Genomic DNA, 20,201 nt, shown 5'->3' on the forward strand with positions numbered 1-20,201 from the left:
GGTCACTCCCGCACCGCCCGTCGCGCCGGTACCCCCGGCTCCCACGAGCACCCCTCGGCCCGTTCCGTCCACGGCTACGCCCGAGCCCACGAAGAGCCAGGCACCGGAACCGACCCGCGCACCTCGGCCGCCCCAACCACCGGCGCCCACGCGGCCGGCGGCGCCGACCGTCGATCCGGACCCCGCGCAGAAGGGGACTAAGCCCGCGCCGATCACCACACCAGGGAAGGGACAAACCTCTCCTGGTCGGTGAGCGACCCGTGCTGGCCCACCATGGCCAGGGGCCGGGTTCCCTGCCGGGAGACGTCGTACAGGGCGATGTCCTCGCGGGCCAGCACCCACACGTCGCCTGCTCGTTCGAGCAATCCTTGATCCGGCTCGGGGCCGAAGTACCCGTGCGCCGCAAGGTGCTGCTTGGTGGCCACCCACACGACGTCCCCGTAGTGCGCGCTCCAACGGCTTGCCAGTTCTTCCGGATCGGTGTCCGCGTCCGTGTGCAGCTGTACCGCCCGGGGCTCACCCGCGGTGAGCCGCACCCCGGCCATGAGCTCGGGGACCGCGCTGTAGTCCACGCGGTGCTCGGGGGCCACGTCCACCATGCCATGGTCCGCGGTGAGGATCACCCGGGTGTTGGCGGGCAATTTGGTCACGAGCCGCTTGAGCGCGGAATCAAGTTCCTCGAGGGAGCGTAACCAGTCGTCCGAACGCCACCCCGCTTTGTGACCGGTCTTGTCCAGCTCGTCCCAGTAGAAGTACACGAGCCCGTGCCTGCCCTCCCGCAGTTGCTCGAGGGTGCGCGCGGTGCGGGCGTACACACCGTGGGCGCCCACGAAACGGCCACCACGCAGCACGGCCCTCGTAAGGGCGGAGGACTCGAAGCGTGGTGAGCTCACCGTCACGGCGTCCGCGTGCTGCGCGGCGCGTTCCAGGACCGTGGGCTCGGGTTGCCAGGCAAGCGGGTCCACGTCCGAGGGCCAGTTGCCGAGCATGTTGACCACGCGGTCGGAGGCGGGGTCCACGACGTCGTAGCCGAGCATGCCGTGACGCCCCGGTGTGGCTCCGGTGCCCAGGCACGAGAGCGAGACGGACGTGGTCGTGGGGAACGCGGCGTCGAGCTCACCAAGTGACTGGGCCGCGCGCAGGGTGGGCGCGTAGCTCGCCGTCTCCCTCAGCAAGCGCGAGCCGAGACCGTCCACGAGCACCACCACATAGCGTTGCGCGGACGGCAAGCTGAGGGCGTTGCGGAAACCGGGGACGCCCAGGGCCGCGGCCGCGGAACCCATGACCTCCGCGACGCTGTGCGAACCGTAACGCGGCGCACGCGGCAGCTCCGGGGCGGCGGGATCCTCCACATTCACGCGTTGCGCCCCGAATCGCGGCCGTTGAACCGGTGACCGAACCGCGGTCGCGGTGCCGGCGGTTCGGGACGGGCCGCGGTGGGGTGCTGCGGCGGGGACTGCGCGATCTGCGCACCGGAATCCGTCAGCGGTGCCACATTGGCCCGGCGCAGCGTGCGCGCGAACTCGCGAGCGCCCTCCACGGCCTCCTGCCCGTCCGCCTCGGAGCTGATGCGCATGACCACGTCCTCGCTCGCGGCAGTGCCCGTGTAACCGTGGTCCGCCTGGCACTCGGGGTCCTCGCACATCGCGGGATACAGCTCGAGCTGTTGGGTCCCGGTCCAGCTCACGGCCAGGTTCAGCTCCATGATCGCGGTGCCCGGGACGTAGTTCTGCGGCTGGTGGTACGCGTAACTCAGCGTGACCGAGCGGATCTGGGAGATCGGCACGGTCTCGGACGAGACCCGAGCCACGGTGTCCGAACCGTTCTCGTCATACTGTTGGTCGTCCACGTGCGTGATGTGCAGGACGTCCTCCGCGAGCACGAGGGCCGTGATGTGCCGGTGCAACTCCGTGTTGGTGAAATGGGTTTCCAACTGCACCAGGTGGGACACCGGGCGCCGCCCGTCCAGGGAGTCCATGACCACGTCCGTGACCAGTTGCGGATAGAAACCCGCCTTCTCGATGTCCTGGACCAGGCGCGATCCATCGGGTGCTGAGTATGTCATGGCGCCATTGTCCTCCACCGCGCCGCCCGGGGCACATTGCGACCCTTCGCGGTCCGGCACACGGCGCAACCCTCCGCTGCCCGGCGCCTCACGGGGCCACCACGCACGAAACCGTGCCGTCTTCGAGCTTCGAACAGATCGGGGTCACGTCCGTGGTGGGCGCCGGTTCCGGGTCCCTCGTGGGAGAGATGGTGGGGGCCGGTGTCTGCGCCGGTGACGGATCACCGCCCCACTGCACCAGCACGGGGCCGAGCCACAGGTACCCCGCGGCGAGGGCCAGGAGCGCGAGCGTGAGCGCTAGGACCCACCACGGCCAGCGGACCGCTCGCCGAGAGTGCGGCTCCCGTTCGTCCGCCGTGCCACCCGGGTCCACGACGCCGCCGGCTCCCGTGTCCGCTTCTCGCCCTCTGGCAGCCAGGCCGGTTGCGGTACCCACGGCAGTGATACCGGCGGGGTTCACGCCCGTGAAGCCCGCAGGATCCACGATCGTGATCTCCTCGGACCGGTCCGGGGCGCTCGCCCCTCCCGAGGTGCCCACGGGGTGCCTTTCGAGCATCGCGGGCGCGCCCTCCACGGGGTTCAGCCACTCGGTCGTGTCCTGCCCGGCACCGGTTCCGATCGCGTGCGCAGCGGTCACCTCGTTCACGGGGGCGAAGGGGCGCAACCGGTCACCGCCGCGCTCGGCCATGGGCCGGTGCTCACCCCCGGCGATCACCTTCCGGTGCACCGCGTGCCACGCGATGGGCGCCTCCGTGGTCCCGCCCGCCCCGGGAGGTAACCGCGCGGCGTCGAGCACCGGGGACAGCTCACGCTCCGTGGTGGGTTCCAGGACGTCGAAGACCTCGAACGGCTCGCCATCCACCGTCTCGCTGGGCCGGTCCCGGCGGGCGGCCGCCGTGGCCGTGAGACTCGCGAGCAGCTGGTCGGCGGCGCGCGTGCGCTCCGCGGGCACGATGCTGAGCAGTCCGGCCACGCCCGCGTGTAACAGCGGGGAACCCCCGAACAAGCCGAGGCGGGCCACGTCCTCCGGGCGCAAGGGGTCGCCACTGAGATCCACCTCGGGCAGGACCATGCGCACCGCCGTGACCCCGGCCGCATAAAGGTCCATGGTGCGAGACGGATTCCCCGGGGCGTACGCCTCGGTCGGCAGGTACCCGGGGGTACCCACCACGGTGCCGGCGTGCGTGAGGCGCGCATCGGTCACGCGCACGGCGATCCCGAAGTCCGCGAGCCGGGCCACGGGGGTCCCCGAACCCGTGGGTTCGAGCAGCACGTTGGCGGGCTTGACGTCCCGGTGCACCCAGCCGTGCTCGTGGACGAAGCGCAGTGCCTCGAGCAGCTGACACATCAGCTCCTCCGCGAGCCAGTCCGCCACGGGACCGTTGTCCTGCAGCGCGGCCTCGAGGGTGCCCCCGGACACGAGCTCCATGGCGATGGCCACGTGTTCGTCCTCCGCGGCCCAGCCGTACGGAGCCACGACGTGCGGGTGCTCGAGGTCCACGGACTGTTCCCGCACGAAGCGCAACAGCTCCGCCGAATCACGCTGCCGCAACACCTTGGCCGCGCATTCCCTGCCCCGGCGCAGGTCGTGGGCTCGCCACACGGCCCCGCTGCCACCCTCGGCGATGGGTGTCAGCAGTTCGAAGCGTCCGGCTATCGTGTCCCGCACTCGGTTCGCGGTCCCGTGCTAGCCCAGCATGGCGCGCCGGGCACTGTCCGTGCGTTGTCCCGGGTCCCCGATCTTGACCGCGGCAGAGAGCACCGTGACGACGGATCCGGAGAGCACGACCGGGTTCAGTTCCAGGAACGCGATCTCGGGGAAGCGATCCTTGAGAAAGGCCACATGGTTGATCAGCTGCTCCAATCCGGTGGTGTCCACGGGCGGGACGCCCTGGTAGCCGAACAGTTTCCGCGCGGCCTTGGGCGCGCGCACCATGCGAGTGATGTCCCGGTCGGTCAGCGGGGGCACGCGGTGGGCCCAGTCGTCCAGCAGGTGCACGGCGTCCCCGGCCATCCCGAAGGACAGGACGGGACCGATGAGTGGGTCCTCCGCGGCGCGCACCACCACGGTCTGACCCGTGGGCGCCATGGACTGCACCTCGAAATCGCTCGCGTTCCAGCCCGCGAGCGTGCGCTTCATGGTCTCGATCGCGGCACCCAGTTGGTCCGCGTTCGCGATGTTGAGCACCACGCCACCCAGGTCCAGGCGGTGGCGCAGGAACGGGTCCGTGGACTTCAGGGCCACGGGGTAGCCGAGCCGTTCGGCGGCGGCGTACGCGGCCTCCGGGTCCGTGAACCGCACGGACTCGAGCACGCGGATCCCCGCGAGACCCAGCAGCTCGTTGCGCTCGGCGATCTCCAGTTCGTAGAGCGCGTCCCCGCTGATCTTCTCGCGCAGCCGTTCCAGGAACTTCTCGACGCCGTCGGAATCGAACTCCTCGGGCGACACCATCACGCCCTGGTCCTGCGAGCGCCATGTCATGTAGTCCACGACGCTCGCGAGCGCGCGCAGGGCGGCGCCGGGCGAATCGAAGCACGGCAGGGCGGCGTCGTCCGCGGTGTGCACGGACGTGGTCATGGCCTCGGGGCCGTGCTGACCCGTGAATACGACCACGGTCGTTCGGTCGGCGTCGCGCGCGGCCCGGGCGACGTCGCTCGCGAGCGTCGCGGTGTCCAGGCCGCGCACGGGCATGAGCACGAGCACGACGCTGTCGACCGCATCCGACGAGAGCTGAGCGCGCACGGCGTCCAGGACGGCCTCGTGCGCCCGCTCGGGCCCGTTGGAGGTGTCCACGGTGCCGTCCACGACGGCGGGGTCGAGCCGTAGGCGCAGGGCCGTGTCCTCGGCGAGCTGCGCGAGCGCGAGCGCGTTCGAGACCACGGCCACGCGCGGGGAGGCGGGCAGCGGCTGGCTCTCCGCGATCGCGGCGATGTCGAGCAACTGCTCGGCCGTGGTCGCACGGATCACCCCGGCCTGGCGAAACATCGCGTCGAGCGCGCCGGTTGGGGCCTGGGTGACCCGACCCGTGTGGCCCGGCGGGAGCCGCAGGCCGGTGACCTCGGACTTCGCGACGATCACGGGCTTGCTCAGCGAGAGCCTGCGCGCAATGCGCGAGAACTTGCGCGGGTTGCCCACCGACTGCAGGTAGAGACCGCACACCGTGGTGGCGGGGTCGTCCTCCCAGTACTGCATGAGGTCGTTGCCGGAGACGTCCGCGCGGTTCCCCGCCGAGAGGTAGCTGGACATCCCCACGCCGTGGCGCTGCGCGGCACCGTAGAGCATGGTGCCGATCGCCCCGGATTGGGAGAACAGTCCCAGTCCTCCGCGGCGCGGCAACTGGGGCAGAACGGACGCGTTGAGCGAGACCTCCGGATCGGTCGTGAACAGACCCAGGCTCGCTGGGCCCACCACGCGCATCCCCGCGGCGCGGGCGATCCGCACCAGGCGGCGCTGGGCGGCCGCGCCCTCCGCACCGTCCTCGGCGTAACCGCCCGTCATCACGACGACGGCGCGCACTCCCGCCCTACCGCACTGCGTCACGGTCTCCTCCACCGATTCGCGCGGCACCGCGATCACCGCGAGGTCCACGGTGCCCTCGATCTCGTCGAGGGACGAGACGAAGTGCAGCCCTTCGCGCTCGTACGGGGAATGACCTACGCCGTAGAGCGTGCCCGTGTACCCGCCCGTGAGGATGCCCTCGACCGCGTGGAACCCCGCGTGGTCCCGGTTCGCGGACGCCCCCACGACCGCCACGGTGGCCGGTGTCAGCAGGTCCGTGATGGACCGGGCCTCCGCGCGGTGCTCGCGCGCGGCCATCACCGCGAGCGACTTCTCGGTGGGGTCGATGTCGAAGTCCACGACCACCACGCCGTCCTCGAACTGACGGGAGACGTCGTAGCCGGCCTCCACGAAGACGTGGAGCATCTTGCGGTTCTCGGGCAGCACCTCCGCGGTGAAGCGGTCGATCCCGTTCTCGCGGGCGGCGGCGGCCAGGTGCTCCAACAGGATGGACCCGATTCCCCGCCCCTGGTGGTGATCGGAGATCATGAATGCGACCTCCGCCGAGCGCTGCGTGGTGCGGTCGTAGCGGCCCACACCAATCATCCGCTCCCCCAGGATCAGCACGAAGCACACGCGGTCCCGGTGGTCCACCGTGGAGAAGCGGTCCAGTTCCCGCTGGGACAGGGTCGGTTTGTAGGAGAAGAACCGCAGGTAGATGCTGTCCTCGGACTGCCCGGAGTGGAACTCCTGGAGCAGGTCCTGGTCCTCGGGGCTGATGGGGCGCAGGTGCGCGGTGGCGCCGTCGCGCAGGATGACGTCCGCCTCCCAGTACTCGGGGTAGGTCTGCTGCGGCGCGGCGTCGTCGGTGGTACCCATAGACTTCAGAGTAGCCAACCGCCTGCTCCGGTCACAGGAGCACGCCCTGATTTCAAGGAGTTACCCCTCGATGGCTCGTCGCCGCTCAGCCACGCGTTCTCCCCAGGACGAACTGCCCAAGGACTTCACCGAGCACATCGTGGACGTGGACGTCACGCAGGAGATGGAGACGAGCTTCCTGGAGTACTCCTACTCCGTGATCTACTCCCGCGCGCTGCCGGACGCCCGGGACGGTCTCAAGCCCGTGCAGCGGCGGATCCTGTTCATGATGGACCAGATGGGCCTGCGCCCGGACCGCGGCCACGTCAAGAGTGCGCGCGTGGTGGGCGAGGTCATGGGCAAGCTGCACCCCCACGGTGACGCCGCGATCTACGACGCCATGGTCCGCATGGCGCAGTCCTTCGCGATGCGCGTGCCACTCGTGGACGGGCACGGCAACTTCGGGTCGCTCGACGACGGTCCGGCGGCCCCGCGCTACACGGAGGCCCGGATGGCCCCGGCCGCGCGCACGCTCACGGGTGACCTCGACGAGGACGTCGTGGACTTCGGGCCCAACTACGACAACCAGTTCCAGCAGCCCGCGGTGCTGCCGGCCGCGTACCCCAACCTGCTCGTCAACGGGGCCACCGGGATTGCGGTGGGCATGGCCACGAACATGGCACCGCACAACATGCGCGAGGTCGCGGCCGGGGCCCGGCACCTCATCCTGAACCCCGAGGCCACGCTCGAGGAACTCATGCGGTTCATCCCCGGTCCGGACCTGCCCTCCGGCGGTCGGATCGTGGGCCTCGAGGGCGTGCGGGACGCCTACCGCACCGGGCGGGGTTCGTTCCGCACGCGCGCCACGGTCTCCGTGGAACAGGTCTCGCCCCGCAAGCAGGGCATCGTGGTGACCGAGCTGCCGTACATGGTGGGCCCCGAGAAGGTCACCGAGAAGATCAAGGACGCGGTCCAGGCCAAGAAGCTCGCCGGGATCTCGGACGTCGTGGACCTCACCGACCGCACCAACGGGCTGCGCCTGGTCATCGAGCTCAAGAACGGGTTCAACCCGCAGGCCGTGCTCGCGCAGCTGTACAAGCACACACCGCTCGAGGAGTCCTTCGGGATCAACAACGTGGCTCTCGTGGAGGGTCAGCCCCGCACCATGGGGCTGCTCGAGCTGTTGCGGGTCTACAGCGACCACCGGATCAGTGTCGTGCGCCGGCGCACCGCGTTCCGCCTGGCCAAGCGGCAGAACCGGTTGCACCTCGTGGAGGGGTTGCTGATCGCGATCCTCGACATCGACGAGGTCATCCAGATCATCCGTTCCTCCGAGGAGACGGCCGAGGCCCGGGACCGGTTGATCGCGGTCTTCGACCTCTCCCGCGCGCAGTCCGAGCACATCCTGGAACTGCGGTTGCGTCAGCTGACCAAGTTCTCCCGGATCGAGCTCGAGGCCGAGCGGGACACCCTGCAGCGGGAGATCGCCGAACTCGAGGCGATCCTGGGCTCGGAGAGCGCGCTGCGCGGCGTCGTCGCGGACGAGCTCACCGAGACCGCGGAGAAGTTCGGTGACGAGCGGCGCACCGTGCTGCTCGAGGCCGAGGACCTGCCCGCGGTCACCGCGGAGAACGCGCGCGGGAAGAAGAACGCGGCACCGTCCGTGGCGCTCGAGATCAGCGACGACCCGTGCTGGGTGTTCCTGTCCACGACCGGGCGGATCGCCCGCAGTGCCGTGCGCACCCCGCTCGCGGATGGCTCCCGGCGCTTCAAGCACGACGCCCTGACGAGCGTGGTGCCCTCGACGGCGCGCGGTGAGATCGCCGCGATCACGTCCACGGGCCGGATGCTGCGCGTCTCGTGCGTGGACGTGCCCGTGCTGCAGGAGTTCGACGGCGTTCCCCGCCTCGCGGACGGCGTGCCCGCCGCGGACTTCCTGGGTCTGGACAAGAACGAGACGCTCGTGGGACTCGTGCCCAGCAATGCCGTGTTCGCGATTGGGACCGCGGACGGCGTGGTCAAACGCGTGAACCCCGACTACCCGCTGAACCTGGACCAGTGGCCCGCGATCAAGCTCAAGGACGGGGACTCGGTGGTGGGTGTGGGTGCCGCGCCGGTCGACGCGGAACTCGTGTTGGTCTCCTCGGACGCCAAGCTGCTGCACTTCCCCGCATCCGCGGTGCGCCCCCAGGGCCGAACGGCCGGTGGCGTGGCCGGGATGAAACTCGCGGCGGACGAGCACGTGATCTTCTTCGGGGCGGTGGCACCGAGCGAGTCCACCGTGGTGGTCACCCAGGCCCGCAGTGACGGTCAGCTGCCCGAGATGGGCGAGGCGTCCGTGAAGGTCACCCCGCTCTCGGAATTCCCCGCCAAGGGCCGCGCGACCGCCGGTGTGCGGGCCCAGCGACTACTCGCGGGTGAGACCGGGTTGACCCTGGCGTGGGTCGGCCACGGGCCGGGCAAGGCCGTGTCCGCGGCGGGCGTCGCGCGATCGCTCCCCGTGGAGTATGGGCGCCGGGACGGTTCCGGTGTGGGCATCGACCGTGCGGTCGCAGCCGTGGGACCCGCGCTCAGAGGTCTCCCCGTGCCGGGGACCACGACGAATGGGGAGTCAGCCGCGGAGGACGAATGACCCGCGGACCGGGCGCCGCGGAGGAGGATGGATCGGCGACGGTCGGCGACCGACCCGCGCACGGGGCGACGGCGGCGTCACCCGCGGACGACCGACCGTCCGGGGCGTCGCGCCGCCCGGCGCGTGAGACGGCGCCGCTGCCCGAGCACACCACCTGAGGCGCTCAGGCGTCGATCTGCTCCTGGTTGAGCTGGGCGGCACCGGCCACGATGAAGTCCTTGCGTGGGGCCACCTGCGAGCCCATGAGCAGGGAGAACGCGCGCTCGGCGGCCTCGGCGTCGGACACGCGCACGCGCCGCAGGACACGGTGGCGGATGTCCATCGTGGTCTCCGCGAGCTGATCGGCGTCCATCTCCCCCAGGCCCTTGTAGCGCTGGATGGGCTCCTTGTACCGACGATCCTGCTCTTCGAGGCTGCCCAGCAGCGTGTCGAGTTCGCGCTCCGAATACGTGTAGACCATCTCGTTGGGCTTGGAGCCCGGGTTGACGATCTGCACCCGGTGCAGCGGGGGCACCGCGGCGTAGACCCGTCCGGCCTCCACGAGCGGGCGCATGTAACGGTAGAAGAGCGTGAGCAACAGGGTGCGGATGTGGGCGCCGTCCACGTCCGCGTCCGTCATCATGATGACCTTGCCGTAGCGGGCGGCGTCCAGGTCGAAGCTGCGACCCGACCCGGCCCCGATTACCTGGATCAGGGCCGCGCACTCGGCGTTCGCGAGCATGTCCGTGATCGAGGCCTTCTGCACGTTCAGGATCTTGCCGCGGATCGGCAACAGCGCTTGGTAGTTGGAGTTGCGGGCGAGCCGGGCGGTGCCGAGCGCAGAGTCGCCCTCCACGATGAACAGCTCCGAGCGGTCCACGTCCGCGGAACGGCACTCCACGAGTTTCGTGGGCATCGACGACGTCTCGAGCGCGTTCTTGCGCCGCTGGGTCTCCTTGTGCACTCGGGCCGAGATCCGGGACTTCATCTCCGCGACGACCTTCTCGAGCAGCTGACCGGCCTGGGCCCTGTCGTCCCGCTTCTTGGAAGTCAGCTGCTTGGTGAGCTCCGCCTCCACGACCTTAGCGACGATCTGGCGCACCGCAGGGGTGCCCAGCACCTCCTTGGTCTGCCCCTCGAACTGGGGTTCGGCCAACCGGACCGTGAGTACCGCGGTGAGCCCGGCCAGGACGTCGTCCTTCTCGAGCTTGTCGTTACCCGCCTTGAGCTTGCGGGAGTTGGTCTCCACCTGCTTGCGCAGGGTCTTGAGCAGCGCATTTTCGAAACCGCTTAAGTGGGTGCCACCCTTGGGCGTGGCGATGATGTTGACGAACGAGCGCACCGTGCTGTCGTACCCCACGCCCCAGCGCAGGGCCACGTCCACCTCGCACGTGCGATCCACGTCGGTGAGCCGGGCGTGTCCGGACTCGTCGAGCACAGGGACCCGCTCGGTGAAACTGCCCTGCCCCTGCAGCCGCCACACGTCGGTGACGGGCGCGTCCGCGGCGAGGAACTCCGCGAACTCCGAGATCCCGCCGTCGTACTGGAAGACCTCCTCCACGGGACCGTCCGCGCCCGGTGTACCCGGCAGGCGGCGTTCGTCCTGCACGGTGATCTTCAGCCCGGGGATCAGGAACGCGGTCTGGCGGGCGCGGCGCACGAGCTCCTCGGTGGAGAAGCGCGCGTCCGGGGTGAAGATCTGATCGTCGGCCCAGTAGCGGATCCGTGTGCCGGTGACGCCGCGCTTGGCTCTGCCCACGACCTGCAGGTGCGAGTCGGTCGTGAACGCCTCGAACGGTGCACTCGGGGACGGCGCCCCCTTGTCCGTGAACGTCCCGGGCTCACCGCGTTTGAACGACATCTGGTAGGTCTTGCCGCCACGGTCCACCTGCACGTCCAGGCGCGCGGACAGCGCATTGACCACCGAGGCACCCACGCCGTGCAGCCCGCCCGACGCCGTGTACGAACCGCCGCCGAACTTGCCGCCGGCGTGCAGTTTGGTGAACACGACCTCCACGCCCGTGAGGCCCGTGCGGGGTTCGGTGTCGATGGGGATGCCGCGACCGTCGTCATGGACCTCCACGCACCCGTCCCGGTGCAGGATCACCGTGATGTCCTGGCCGTACCCCGCGAGCGCCTCGTCGACGGAGTTGTCGATGATCTCCCACAGGCAGTGCATCAGACCGCGCGAGTCCGTGGAGCCGATGTACATGCCCGGGCGTTTGCGTACCGCCTCGAGGCCCTCCAGGACGGAGAGGTGGCGGGCGTTGTATTCGGAACGGGACGGTGTCACGGTGGTGCTACTCCGGGGTTCGGGGGCGGCCCGCGGGCGGTGCGGGACCATCCCACTGTAGTCGGCACCCGGGGTTTGTGCGCGGTGGGCGAAACAGGGCCTTCGTGGGAAGCATTGACTGCACGCGTGGGTTGTACTGGTACGTGCGATCGGGGCGCGACACCCCTGATGGCCGTGCGGCGGCTCAGATGAGCGCCGTCGCATTCCGTACCCCGTGAGGAGGATCCCATGAACGCGACACTCGAAGCGCGTGAACTTAACGCGACCCACCGTTGCGACGCCTGCGGTGCCCAGGCATACGTCCGCGTGGTCCTCGAATCCACCGGTGGCGAGCTGCTGTTTTGCGCCCACCACGCTCGTGCGAACGAGGAGAAGCTGCGCCCGTTGGCCGCCACGTGGCAGGACGAGACGCAGCACATCGGCGCCTGAGCGACAGGCCCACCCGCGGCGTTCCGGTCCCCCGCCGGAACGCCCGGACACGAAGGAAGGCGCGCATCCTCGGATGCGCGCCTTCCTTGTCATGTGTCCTTCACATCATATGTCCCTCACGGGCCGGGCTTGCGGCCCCACAGGATCACGTTGGTGCCCAGGTACTTGGTCTCGAAGTCCACGTCCGTGAAGCCGACCTCGCGCATGAGCTGCGCGACCTGCGTGGGCTGCATGAATCCGAGGGTGGAGCTCTCCAGGTAGGAGTAAGCGTCCTTGTCCTTGGCGACCACCCGTCCTAGCAGGGGCAACACAATCCGCATCCCCGCGGTGACCGCGAGCTTGAGCAGCCCCCGGGGCGGTGCCGTCTCCAGGACGACCACCCGCCCCCCGGGCGCGAGCACACGGAACTGTTCGCTGAGTACGCGCGGGACGTCGCTCACGTTGCGCAGCAGGTAACCGTGGGTCACCGCGTCGAAGGATTCGTCCGCGTACTCCAGCGAGTGGGCGTCCGCGAACTCCCACGCGATGCCGTCCGCGCCGGGCTTCGTGCGGGCGCGCTCGAGCATGTTCTCGGAGAAGTCCACCGCCGTGATCTCGGCGCGGGGTTCACGACGCCGCGCGGCCAGCGCGATCTCCCCCGTGCCCGTGGCGATGTCCAGCAGCCGGCCGCCCGGCGTCACGGCCGCCCGCTGGGCCACCTCGCGGCACCACTGGGCGTGCCGACCCAGGGTCATCAGCGTGTTGATCCGGTCGTAGGAGTCCGTGATCCGGTCGAAGATGCCCTGGACCTTCGTATCCCGTTCGGTCATGGAGTGCTTACCGTTCTTGTTCATCGAGGACATCAGTCCAGGTAGTCCCGCAGCACCTGCGAGCGGGACGGGTGACGCAGCTTGGACATGGTCTTGGACTCTATCTGGCGAATCCGCTCACGGGTGACGCCGTAGACCTTCCCGATTTCGTCCAGGGTCTTGGGCTGACCGTCCGTGAGCCCGAAGCGCATGGCCACCACACCGGCCTCGCGTTCGGAGAGCGTGTCCAGCACCGAGTGCAACTGCTCCTGCAGCAGCGTGAAGGACACGGCGTCCGCGGGGACCACGGCCTCGGAGTCCTCGATCAGGTCGCCGAACTCGGAGTCACCGTCCTCACCGAGCGGCGTGTGCAACGAAATGGGTTCGCGACCGTACTTCTGGACCTCCACGACCTTCTCGGGGGTCATGTCGAGCTCGTTGGCGAGCTCCTCCGGGGTGGGTTCGCGCCCCAGGTCCTGCAGCATCTGGCGCTGCACGCGGGCCAGCTTGTTGATGACCTCGACCATGTGCACCGGGATGCGGATGGTGCGGGCCTGGTCCGCCATGGCGCGGGTGATGGCTTGGCGGATCCACCACGTGGCGTACGTGGAGAACTTGAAGCCCTTGGTGTAGTCGAACTTCTCGACCGCGCGGATCAGGCCCAGGTTGCCCTCCTGAATCAGGTCCAGGAACAGCATGCCGCGGCCCGTGTAGCGCTTGGCCAGGGACACCACGAGGCGCAGGTTGGCCTCGAGCAGGTGGTTCTTGGCGCGGCGGCCGTCGTGGATCACCCAGCGGTAGGCGCGGCGGGTGTCCGCGTCCATGGAGTCCTGTTCGTCCGCGAACTTGTGCTCGGCGTACAGCCCGGCCTCGATGCGCAGGGCCAGGTCCACCTCCTGCTCCGCGTTGAGCAGCGCGACCTTTCCGATCTGCTTGAGGTAGTCCTTGACGGGGTCCGCGGTGGCACCGGCGACGACCACCTGCTGAGCGGGAGCGTCGTCGTCGTCGTTGTTGGTCAGCACGAAGCCGCGCGCACTCTTGTCCTGGCGGCCCTTCATGAGCGGGGCCGATTCCTCCACTGAGGCCTGCTGGGACTCCTGGGTGTCCTCGTCCTCGAGGTCCTCCGGGGTGTCCTCGGGCACCAATTCGTCCTCGGCGAGCGCCTCCTCGACGGGATCCGCCTTCTTCCGACCGCGTCCGCCCGCGGGGGCCTTGGCGGCGGGCTTGGCGGCGGTTTTGGTGGTCTTGCGGGTGCCCGTGGACTTGGCGGTGCCCTCCGCGGAGTCCGCGGTGGTCTTGGTGCGGGTCGTGGACTTGGTCGCCGCGGTCTTGGTTGCGGCCGTCTTCTTGGCGGCGGTCTTCCGGGTGGCGGTCTTCTTCGCCGCGGGCGCGGCGGTGTCTGTCTCGTTCGACGCCGCCGCGTCCGATGTGGCAGCGGTGGTCTGCGACGACGCCGCGGCGGTCCCCCGTGTGGCGGAAGCGGTCTTCTTAGCGGCGGTGCTCTTGCGCGCCACAGTCTTCTTGGCCGCGGCGGCCCGCTTCACGGCGGGCTTCTTGGCAGCGCCACTCGTGCTAGCGCCGCCCGTGCCTGCCTGAGAAGTGGTCTCAGCGGGGTCCGTCTGCGCCGTGGAGGCCTGAGAAGCGGACGCGGTCTTGCTGGCAGCTGGTGACACGGAGAACCTTTCGTTGGACAGATCTACGGGTGCGCACCGCATCAGCGGCCAACACACCTATGACCCTGTCAAGTCCGGCGTGGTGACACGAGGTCCCGCCGAGACTCTGAGGGCCTTATTCGCCCTAACACCGACCCTTCGCAGTTTGTTCCCGCACACCGTGAAAAGTTTTTGCCCGCCCCCGTTACCTCTAGCGATGTGCCCCCATCACCCCTGGTCCGAGGCACCGCGTTCCCACACGCCCCGGCCCGGCCACGCGGTACGCCGGTCCACGCACCACCACGGCGTGGGCTGGTGCCGCAACCGGTGCGCCACGTCGGCCGCCGCGGAACGGCCGGGCATCACGGATCGTTCGGACCCCGCGGCACCCTCCCGGTTCGCGCAGCGTGCGAGCAACCGCGACGCCGTGTGGGCGCGACCCCGGTACACCTCGAGCTGCGCCAAGGTGGCCACGACGCTCGCGGCAGCCGCGGTCAAGGGTTGCCGATCACTCGAGGGGTTTGGGTCACTTGACGGCTCTCGGTCACCCGACGTCTCCCGGGAACCCGACAAGTCTCGAGGACCCAACGACTCCCGCGAGCCCGCCACGATCCCGGTAGGGTCGGCGAGCGGGTCGCGCCCCGCACCCAGAATCCCGTCCAGCACCTGCAATACCCGGTACGCACCGTCCAGGGTGTCCCAGTCCGGCGGGCCGTCCCATTCCCCGGCCACCGCGACCACGCAGCGCAGGGCCTCGTCGATCTCGTCCTGCGAGGGCTCGGACCCCGCGATGCCGCCGCCCAGTCGCACCATGGCGGCCCGCAACCCTGCGAGCGCCGCCGCGGCCCGAGCGGTGCTCCCGCTCAACCACGCGTACAGCAGCGCGTCCCTGACGAGGTCGTCGTGCACCCCCTCGATCAGCAGCGCGAGATGTCCGTCCGACAGACCCAGGACGGCATCCACCCAGTGCTGCCTGTCCGCCTGGACGCAACGCACCGCGCGGTGCCACGCCGTCAACGGATGCCGCGGATCGGGGTCGATGGTGGGCGGCGTCGGACCCGGCACCGTGGTCCGCGCAGGTGCGGAATCGCCGTCGTCCGTGCGCAGTCGCTCCCACGCACGCGTGACATGCTGTGCCCTCCGGGCGAACCGGTGCCGCCACCGCGGATGGTGCTCGGGCGCATCCGGTTCGGCAGCGCTACCCAGTGCGATCATCTGGGCGTTGACCGCGCTGTCCCGGATCAGCTCGACGGGCAACGCCCGGTCCGGTTCCGCGAGGTCCCACCAGTGCTGCGGACCCACCACGAGGGCGCGTAACACGGTGAGTCCCGCCCGTTCCACGGCGCACTCCCACCGGGCCGCGGCCACGGCCTCGCGATCCATCCCGCCCTCGAGGGCCTGGTCCGAGTACACCGTCACGACCACCTCCCCGCAGTGACGCACACGCGCGAGGACCTCGGCGAGCTCCGCACCGAGCTCGTACGGATCGGTCTCCACGGTGGGTGAGTTCATGCTCAGGCACAGGGCGCTGCTGTCGGCCACGGGGAAGAACAGCACCGAGGTGTTACGGGGCTGGCGACCCACCTGATGAGGGATCAGCGCGAGGAGGTCCTCGGTGCTGCGGATGCGAACGGTGTCGGCGGCTTCATGGGAAATGGTCATGACGCCACCCTGGCGACCGGACGCCCCTCGGTGGGGTCGGTCCGCGCGCATGTGCACGAGCTCGCTCCCGACACACCCCGGGGCGGTGCTGTGGAGGGCGCTTGCCGCGGTGGGCGAAGTGGGGTGCCGTCGGCGGTGGAGCGGTAGGGCGTGGCGAGCCGGAGCCGTAATGGGACGCGCGGCGCGGGTTCCCACTCACCCAGGGGTCAGACGGAATCGGGGCCGCGCACCCGGCGCACCTTGCGTGTGCAGCGAAGGATCGCGACCGTGCCCACGAGGGCCACGAGGGCCTGGGCGGCGATCGCGGGACGGAACGCATCGGCGTCGTACAGCGTGGGTGTGATCCCGGCGCCGAACAGCAGGTCGAGCACGAGCCCCGTGACGTAGATCGCGAGCAGGGACGCCGCGAACCCGCCCACGTTGGCGAGTCCCGTGGCGGTGCCGTTGCGCTGCGGCGGGTTGAAGGAGCGCACGATGTCGAACGCCAGCATGGACGCGGGCAGGGACAGAGCGATCATGCACACGGCCACGTAGACGACCACGGCGGGGGCGTGGCCCGGCCAGACGAGCAGTGCCGTCCACCCGGCCCAGCTCACGAGCACGCATGCCAGGGACAGTGTGGAGCGCCGGCGCGCGAAGCGCGCACTGAGTTTGCCGATCACCGGCGCCACCGCCACGTTGAACACCACGTACACGGTCATCACGGCGGAGGCCTGCGTGGGGTCCAGCCCCTGTGCGTTCTGCAGGTACGGGTACGCCCACATGAGGGCGAACGTGTTGCCCACGAACTGCACGGTGAAGTGGACCCAGAAGCCCAGCTGGGTCCCCGGTTCCTTGATGGCCTGCCCCATGGAGGTGCGCACGGTCGCCAAGGAGATCGCGTCGTTGAGCTCACGCGCGCCCGGCGGGTTGCTGCGCAGGAACAGGCCGGAGAGCACCGCGGCGAGCAGGGCGATCGCCGCCATGACCGCGAAGGACGGCACCCAGCCGACCACGTGGAGCAACGCCGCGAACGGGATCACGGAGAAGAGCTGGCCCAGGTTGCCCGTCATGCCCACGACCTGGGTGAGCATGGGTACCTTCAGCGCGGAGAACCACACGGGGAGCAAGCGCATGACGCACACGAACGTGGCGGCGTCGCCGGCGCCCACGAGGATGCGACCCACCACGCCCTCGGCCACGGACTGCGCCGCGGCCAATTGCAGTTGTCCCGCCGCCATGGCCACGGCCCCCACGGTGATGAGGATGCGCGGGCCGAACCGGTCCACGAGCACCCCCACGGGCACCTGTAGTGCCGCATAGACGAGCACCTGCATCATGGAGAACAGGGACAGCCCCGAGGCCGCGGTCTGGAACCGGTCGGCGGCCTCCACCGTGGCCACGCCGAAACTCGTGCGCTGCGCGACCGCGGAGAAGTACGCGAAAACACCCACCGCGAAAATCAACCATGCGGTGGGTGAGTCCTTGTACCGGGACGGACGGGGTGCAACCGGTTCGGGCATGCGGATGGGCCTCCTACGGGCTCGGCGACGGAGGCCCGTGCATACCGGGTGCGGGGCCCTACTCTCGGTGGTCCTCCGGGTCGCTCTGCGCGGCCAGGAACGCCTCCGCGGCGGCACCGAGGTCGTCGGCGTCGGGCAGGTCGGCGTCGTCGGGCCCGGCGAGAATCGAACGACGGGCGGACGCGTCCACCACGTCATCGTATCGCCGTTCCATGTTCTGGATGACAGCCTGGACCTCGGGCGAGGAGTTCGCCTGCGCGTCGATCTGACGGATCACGTCCCGGGAGGCCTCCCGTAACTCGTCCGTGGGCAGAGTGCGCCCGGTCACGGCACTGAGATACTCGAGGGCCGCGACGGCCGCCTGCGGAAGGTAGGACTCCGCGAGGTACTGCGGCACGTGCACGGACAACCCCACGTGATCGATCCCACCCTCCTGCAATCGCAGTTCGAGCAGGTGCGAGGCGGATGCGCTGACCTCGAACGTGGGCTTGTTGCCGTCGATCCGGGGCAGCAGATCCGCACGCGGACCATGGGCGGTCACCAGGATGGGCCGCGTGTGCGGCACGGGCATGGGGATCCCTCCCACGAGCGCCACGAGACTCACCCGCAGTCGTTGCGCGAGCCCCACCACGGCGGAGCTAAACCGCTCCCACTGGGTGTCCGGCTCGGGTCCTGTGAGCAACAAGAAGTGCCGATCCAGCCCGTCGGTGACCACATGCAGGTTCAGCTCGGGCGCCTCGAAGTCCTCGAAGTGGTCCTCCGAGAACTTCACGTGGGGGCGCCGGGAGCGGTAGTCGTAGAGCTGGTCCAGGTCGAAACGGACCACGGTCTCGCTCGGCATGGAGTCGAGGATGACGGCCTCGATCTGACCGGCCAGGTGGCCGGCCTCCACGTATCCGGACAGCGCCACGATCATGGGCAGCCCACGCAATCGCTCGTCTCCCAGCAACGCGGGATTCCCCAGATACAGGGCCGTGGGATCCAGCACACTTCCTCCTCGTCGAATCATGGGCGCGGCACAGGGGCGCCGACGCTCGTGAGAAGGGAACGCCCGGAGCGACCCCGCCTATTCCCCGCTTCCCCGGGGCTGTGCTGGCTAGGATCGGAGTCGTGCGCGCCACACGAACGCCGCGCACGCCGCGGCCATCCGTACCGCGCCGCATCGTCGTCAGCCACCCGTGAAAGGACACGACAGTGACCACTCCGCAGGACATCCTGGCCACCCACGAGGTACGCCTCGAGAGCAGCACCAAGCCCCTGGGCACCTCCGCAGACGCCCTCGTGCTGGGGGTACGCCACGACGGCGAGCTCGCGGTACCGAGCGACGTCAAGGCGGGCGTGCGGCGTCGTCTGACGGAGCTCGCCGAACGGGCCCGGGTCTCCGGCGGGCTCGACCGCGTGCTCGTGGTGCCCGCCCCGGACGAGGTGGACGCGCGGTCCGTCGTGTTCACGGGACTGGGCCGTGGTGAGGACGACGAGCGTGGCGAGAACCTGCGCCAAGCGGCCGGTGCTGCGGCGCGGACCCTGCGCGGGGCGGCCGAAACCGCCGTGTTCGCGCTGCCCGTGGCCTCCGAGACCGAGGTCCAGGCCGTGGCCGAGGGGATCGGGCTGGGCGCGTTCAACTACGTCACGCAGAAGTCCCGCACGGCCTCCGAGGCCGACGTTCCGCTGAGCGCGGCGACCGTGGTCGTACCCAAGAACCTCGGCAAGACCGCGAAGGACGCCGTCATCCGGGCCGCCCAGGTGGCGCGCGCCGTGCGCCTGACGCGCACCCTCGTGGACCTCTCCCCCGACACCGCGACCCCCGAGTTCGTCGCGGCCGTGGCGACCACCGCCGCGAAGGGCACGAAGGTCTCGGTCGAGGTGCTCGCCGAGAAGGAACTGACCCGCGGCGGTTACGGCGGCCTGCTGGGCGTGGGGCGGGGCTCCGTGAACGGGCCGCGCCTGGTCAAGCTGCAGTGGTCCCCGGCCCGCGCCAAGAAGCACGTGGCGCTCGTGGGCAAGGGCATTACGTTCGACTCCGGCGGCCTGTCGTTGAAGCCGCCGGCCTCGATGATGACCATGAAGTCGGACATGGCCGGTGCCGCCGCGGTGCTCAGCACCGTCCTCGCGGCCGCTGCGCTCCAGTTGCCCGTGACCGTGACGGGCTGGCTGTGCCTCGCCGAAAACCTGCCCTCCGGCTCCGCGACCCGTCCGGGTGACGTGTTGAGCATGTTCAGCGGTCACACCGTGGAGGTGTTGAACACGGACGCCGAGGGCCGCCTGGTGCTCGCGGACGGGCTGTGGGCCGCGGGCCAGGAGAACCCGGACCTGTTGCTGGACATCGCGACCCTGACGGGCGCGCAGATGGCCGCGCTCGGCGTGCGTACCGCGGGCATCATGGGCGACGACGCCGCTCGCGAACGTGTCGTGCGCGCCGCTTCCCGCGCGGGCGAATCCGCGTGGCCCATGCCGCTGCCCGAGCACCTGCGTCCGTCCCTCGACTCGTTCGTGGCGGACCTGAAGAACATGGGCGACAAGTACGGCGGGATGCTCGTGGCCGGGCTGTTCCTGCGGGAGTTCGTCCCCGAGCAGCGTGGCCGGCGGATCCCGTGGGCGCACATCGACATCGCGGGCCCCTCCTTCAACGAGTCGCAGCCCTGGGGGTACACACCCAAGGAGGGGACCGGCTTCGGGGTGCGCACCATGCTCGCGGTGGCCCAGGACCTCGCCGAGTAGGTTTTCCCCGGTCGTGCGCCACGCTGCGGGGGTCCACCGGGATGCAATGTCTGGTGAGCCCCCCGGGGTGGCGTTAGGCTGGACCCCAACCGTGACCGCCCCACACACACCCAGGATCGGGACC

At 70.0% G+C, this 20,201-nt stretch carries 13 protein-coding genes; 3 read left to right on the top strand and 10 right to left on the bottom strand.

The annotated features are described in order from the left end of the window. Nucleotides 1-212: 212 nt before the first annotated feature. From J1M36_RS00870 to J1M36_RS00885, 4 genes are all read right to left on the bottom strand, one after another. Nucleotides 213-1,283, bottom strand: a complete 1,071-nt coding sequence (locus J1M36_RS00870; protein WP_167319164.1) for an alkaline phosphatase family protein — start codon at nucleotides 1,281-1,283, stop codon at nucleotides 213-215. A 71-nt stretch (nucleotides 1,284-1,354) separates the two neighbouring features. Then, nucleotides 1,355-2,065: a DUF5998 family protein gene (locus J1M36_RS00875; protein WP_035961403.1), complete on the bottom strand. Its 711-nt coding sequence runs from the start codon at nucleotides 2,063-2,065 to the stop codon at nucleotides 1,355-1,357. Between the two features lie 88 nt (nucleotides 2,066-2,153). Continuing rightward, nucleotides 2,154-3,734, bottom strand: coding sequence for a serine/threonine-protein kinase (locus J1M36_RS00880; protein ID WP_206478336.1), 1,581 nt, complete (start codon nucleotides 3,732-3,734; stop codon nucleotides 2,154-2,156). An 18-nt stretch (nucleotides 3,735-3,752) separates the two neighbouring features. Continuing rightward, complete coding sequence (locus J1M36_RS00885) at nucleotides 3,753-6,443, bottom strand: GNAT family N-acetyltransferase (protein ID WP_206478340.1); 2,691 nt, start codon at nucleotides 6,441-6,443, stop codon at nucleotides 3,753-3,755. 70 nt (nucleotides 6,444-6,513) lie between these two features. Here J1M36_RS00885 and J1M36_RS00890 point away from each other — a divergent pair, with 70 nt between their 5' ends. Next, the gene (locus tag J1M36_RS00890) at nucleotides 6,514-9,054 is read left to right on the top strand and encodes a DNA topoisomerase (ATP-hydrolyzing) (protein WP_206478345.1); all 2,541 of its coding nucleotides are present in this window, start codon (nucleotides 6,514-6,516) and stop codon (nucleotides 9,052-9,054) included. Between the two features lie 163 nt (nucleotides 9,055-9,217). On the opposite strand, the gene J1M36_RS00895 is transcribed toward J1M36_RS00890, so the two are convergent. After that, nucleotides 9,218-11,326, bottom strand: coding sequence for a type IIA DNA topoisomerase subunit B (locus tag J1M36_RS00895; protein WP_064847256.1), 2,109 nt, complete (start codon nucleotides 11,324-11,326; stop codon nucleotides 9,218-9,220). A 228-nt stretch (nucleotides 11,327-11,554) separates the two neighbouring features. Between J1M36_RS00895 and J1M36_RS00900 the strand changes: the two genes are divergently transcribed. Next, the gene (locus tag J1M36_RS00900; protein WP_035961388.1) at nucleotides 11,555-11,755 is read left to right on the top strand and encodes a hypothetical protein; all 201 of its coding nucleotides are present in this window, start codon (nucleotides 11,555-11,557) and stop codon (nucleotides 11,753-11,755) included. Between the two features lie 116 nt (nucleotides 11,756-11,871). Here J1M36_RS00900 and J1M36_RS00905 read toward each other — a convergent pair whose 3' ends face one another. The 5 genes from J1M36_RS00905 to J1M36_RS00925 all read right to left on the bottom strand — a co-directional run bounded on the left by J1M36_RS00905 (nucleotide 11,872) and on the right by J1M36_RS00925 (nucleotide 18,347). After that, nucleotides 11,872-12,588, bottom strand: coding sequence for a class I SAM-dependent methyltransferase (locus tag J1M36_RS00905; protein ID WP_241246687.1), 717 nt, complete (start codon nucleotides 12,586-12,588; stop codon nucleotides 11,872-11,874). An 8-nt stretch (nucleotides 12,589-12,596) separates the two neighbouring features. Then, on the bottom strand, nucleotides 12,597-14,216 hold the full coding sequence (locus J1M36_RS00910; RefSeq protein WP_318541949.1) for an RNA polymerase sigma factor: 1,620 nt from the start codon (nucleotides 14,214-14,216) through the stop codon (nucleotides 12,597-12,599). A gap of 207 nt (nucleotides 14,217-14,423) precedes the next feature. Next, the gene (locus J1M36_RS00915) at nucleotides 14,424-15,857 is read right to left on the bottom strand and encodes a DUF4192 family protein (protein WP_206478347.1); all 1,434 of its coding nucleotides are present in this window, start codon (nucleotides 15,855-15,857) and stop codon (nucleotides 14,424-14,426) included. 206 nt (nucleotides 15,858-16,063) lie between these two features. Then, on the bottom strand, nucleotides 16,064-17,359 hold the full coding sequence (locus J1M36_RS00920; RefSeq protein WP_206478348.1) for an MFS transporter: 1,296 nt from the start codon (nucleotides 17,357-17,359) through the stop codon (nucleotides 16,064-16,066). Nucleotides 17,360-17,417: 58 nt separating this feature from the next. Next, a complete protein-coding gene (locus tag J1M36_RS00925) occupies nucleotides 17,418-18,347 on the bottom strand; it encodes a proteasome assembly chaperone family protein (RefSeq protein ID WP_193519420.1) in 930 nt (309 codons plus the stop codon). 206 nt (nucleotides 18,348-18,553) lie between these two features. Here J1M36_RS00925 and J1M36_RS00930 point away from each other — a divergent pair, with 206 nt between their 5' ends. Beyond that, entirely contained in the window at nucleotides 18,554-20,077 is a 1,524-nt protein-coding gene (locus J1M36_RS00930) for a leucyl aminopeptidase (protein ID WP_064845176.1), read from the top strand. Nucleotides 20,078-20,201 lie beyond the last annotated feature (124 nt).

The organism is Kocuria sp. KRD140 (assembly GCF_017168375.1).
GTDB classification, from domain to species: domain Bacteria; phylum Actinomycetota; class Actinomycetes; order Actinomycetales; family Micrococcaceae; genus Kocuria; species Kocuria marina.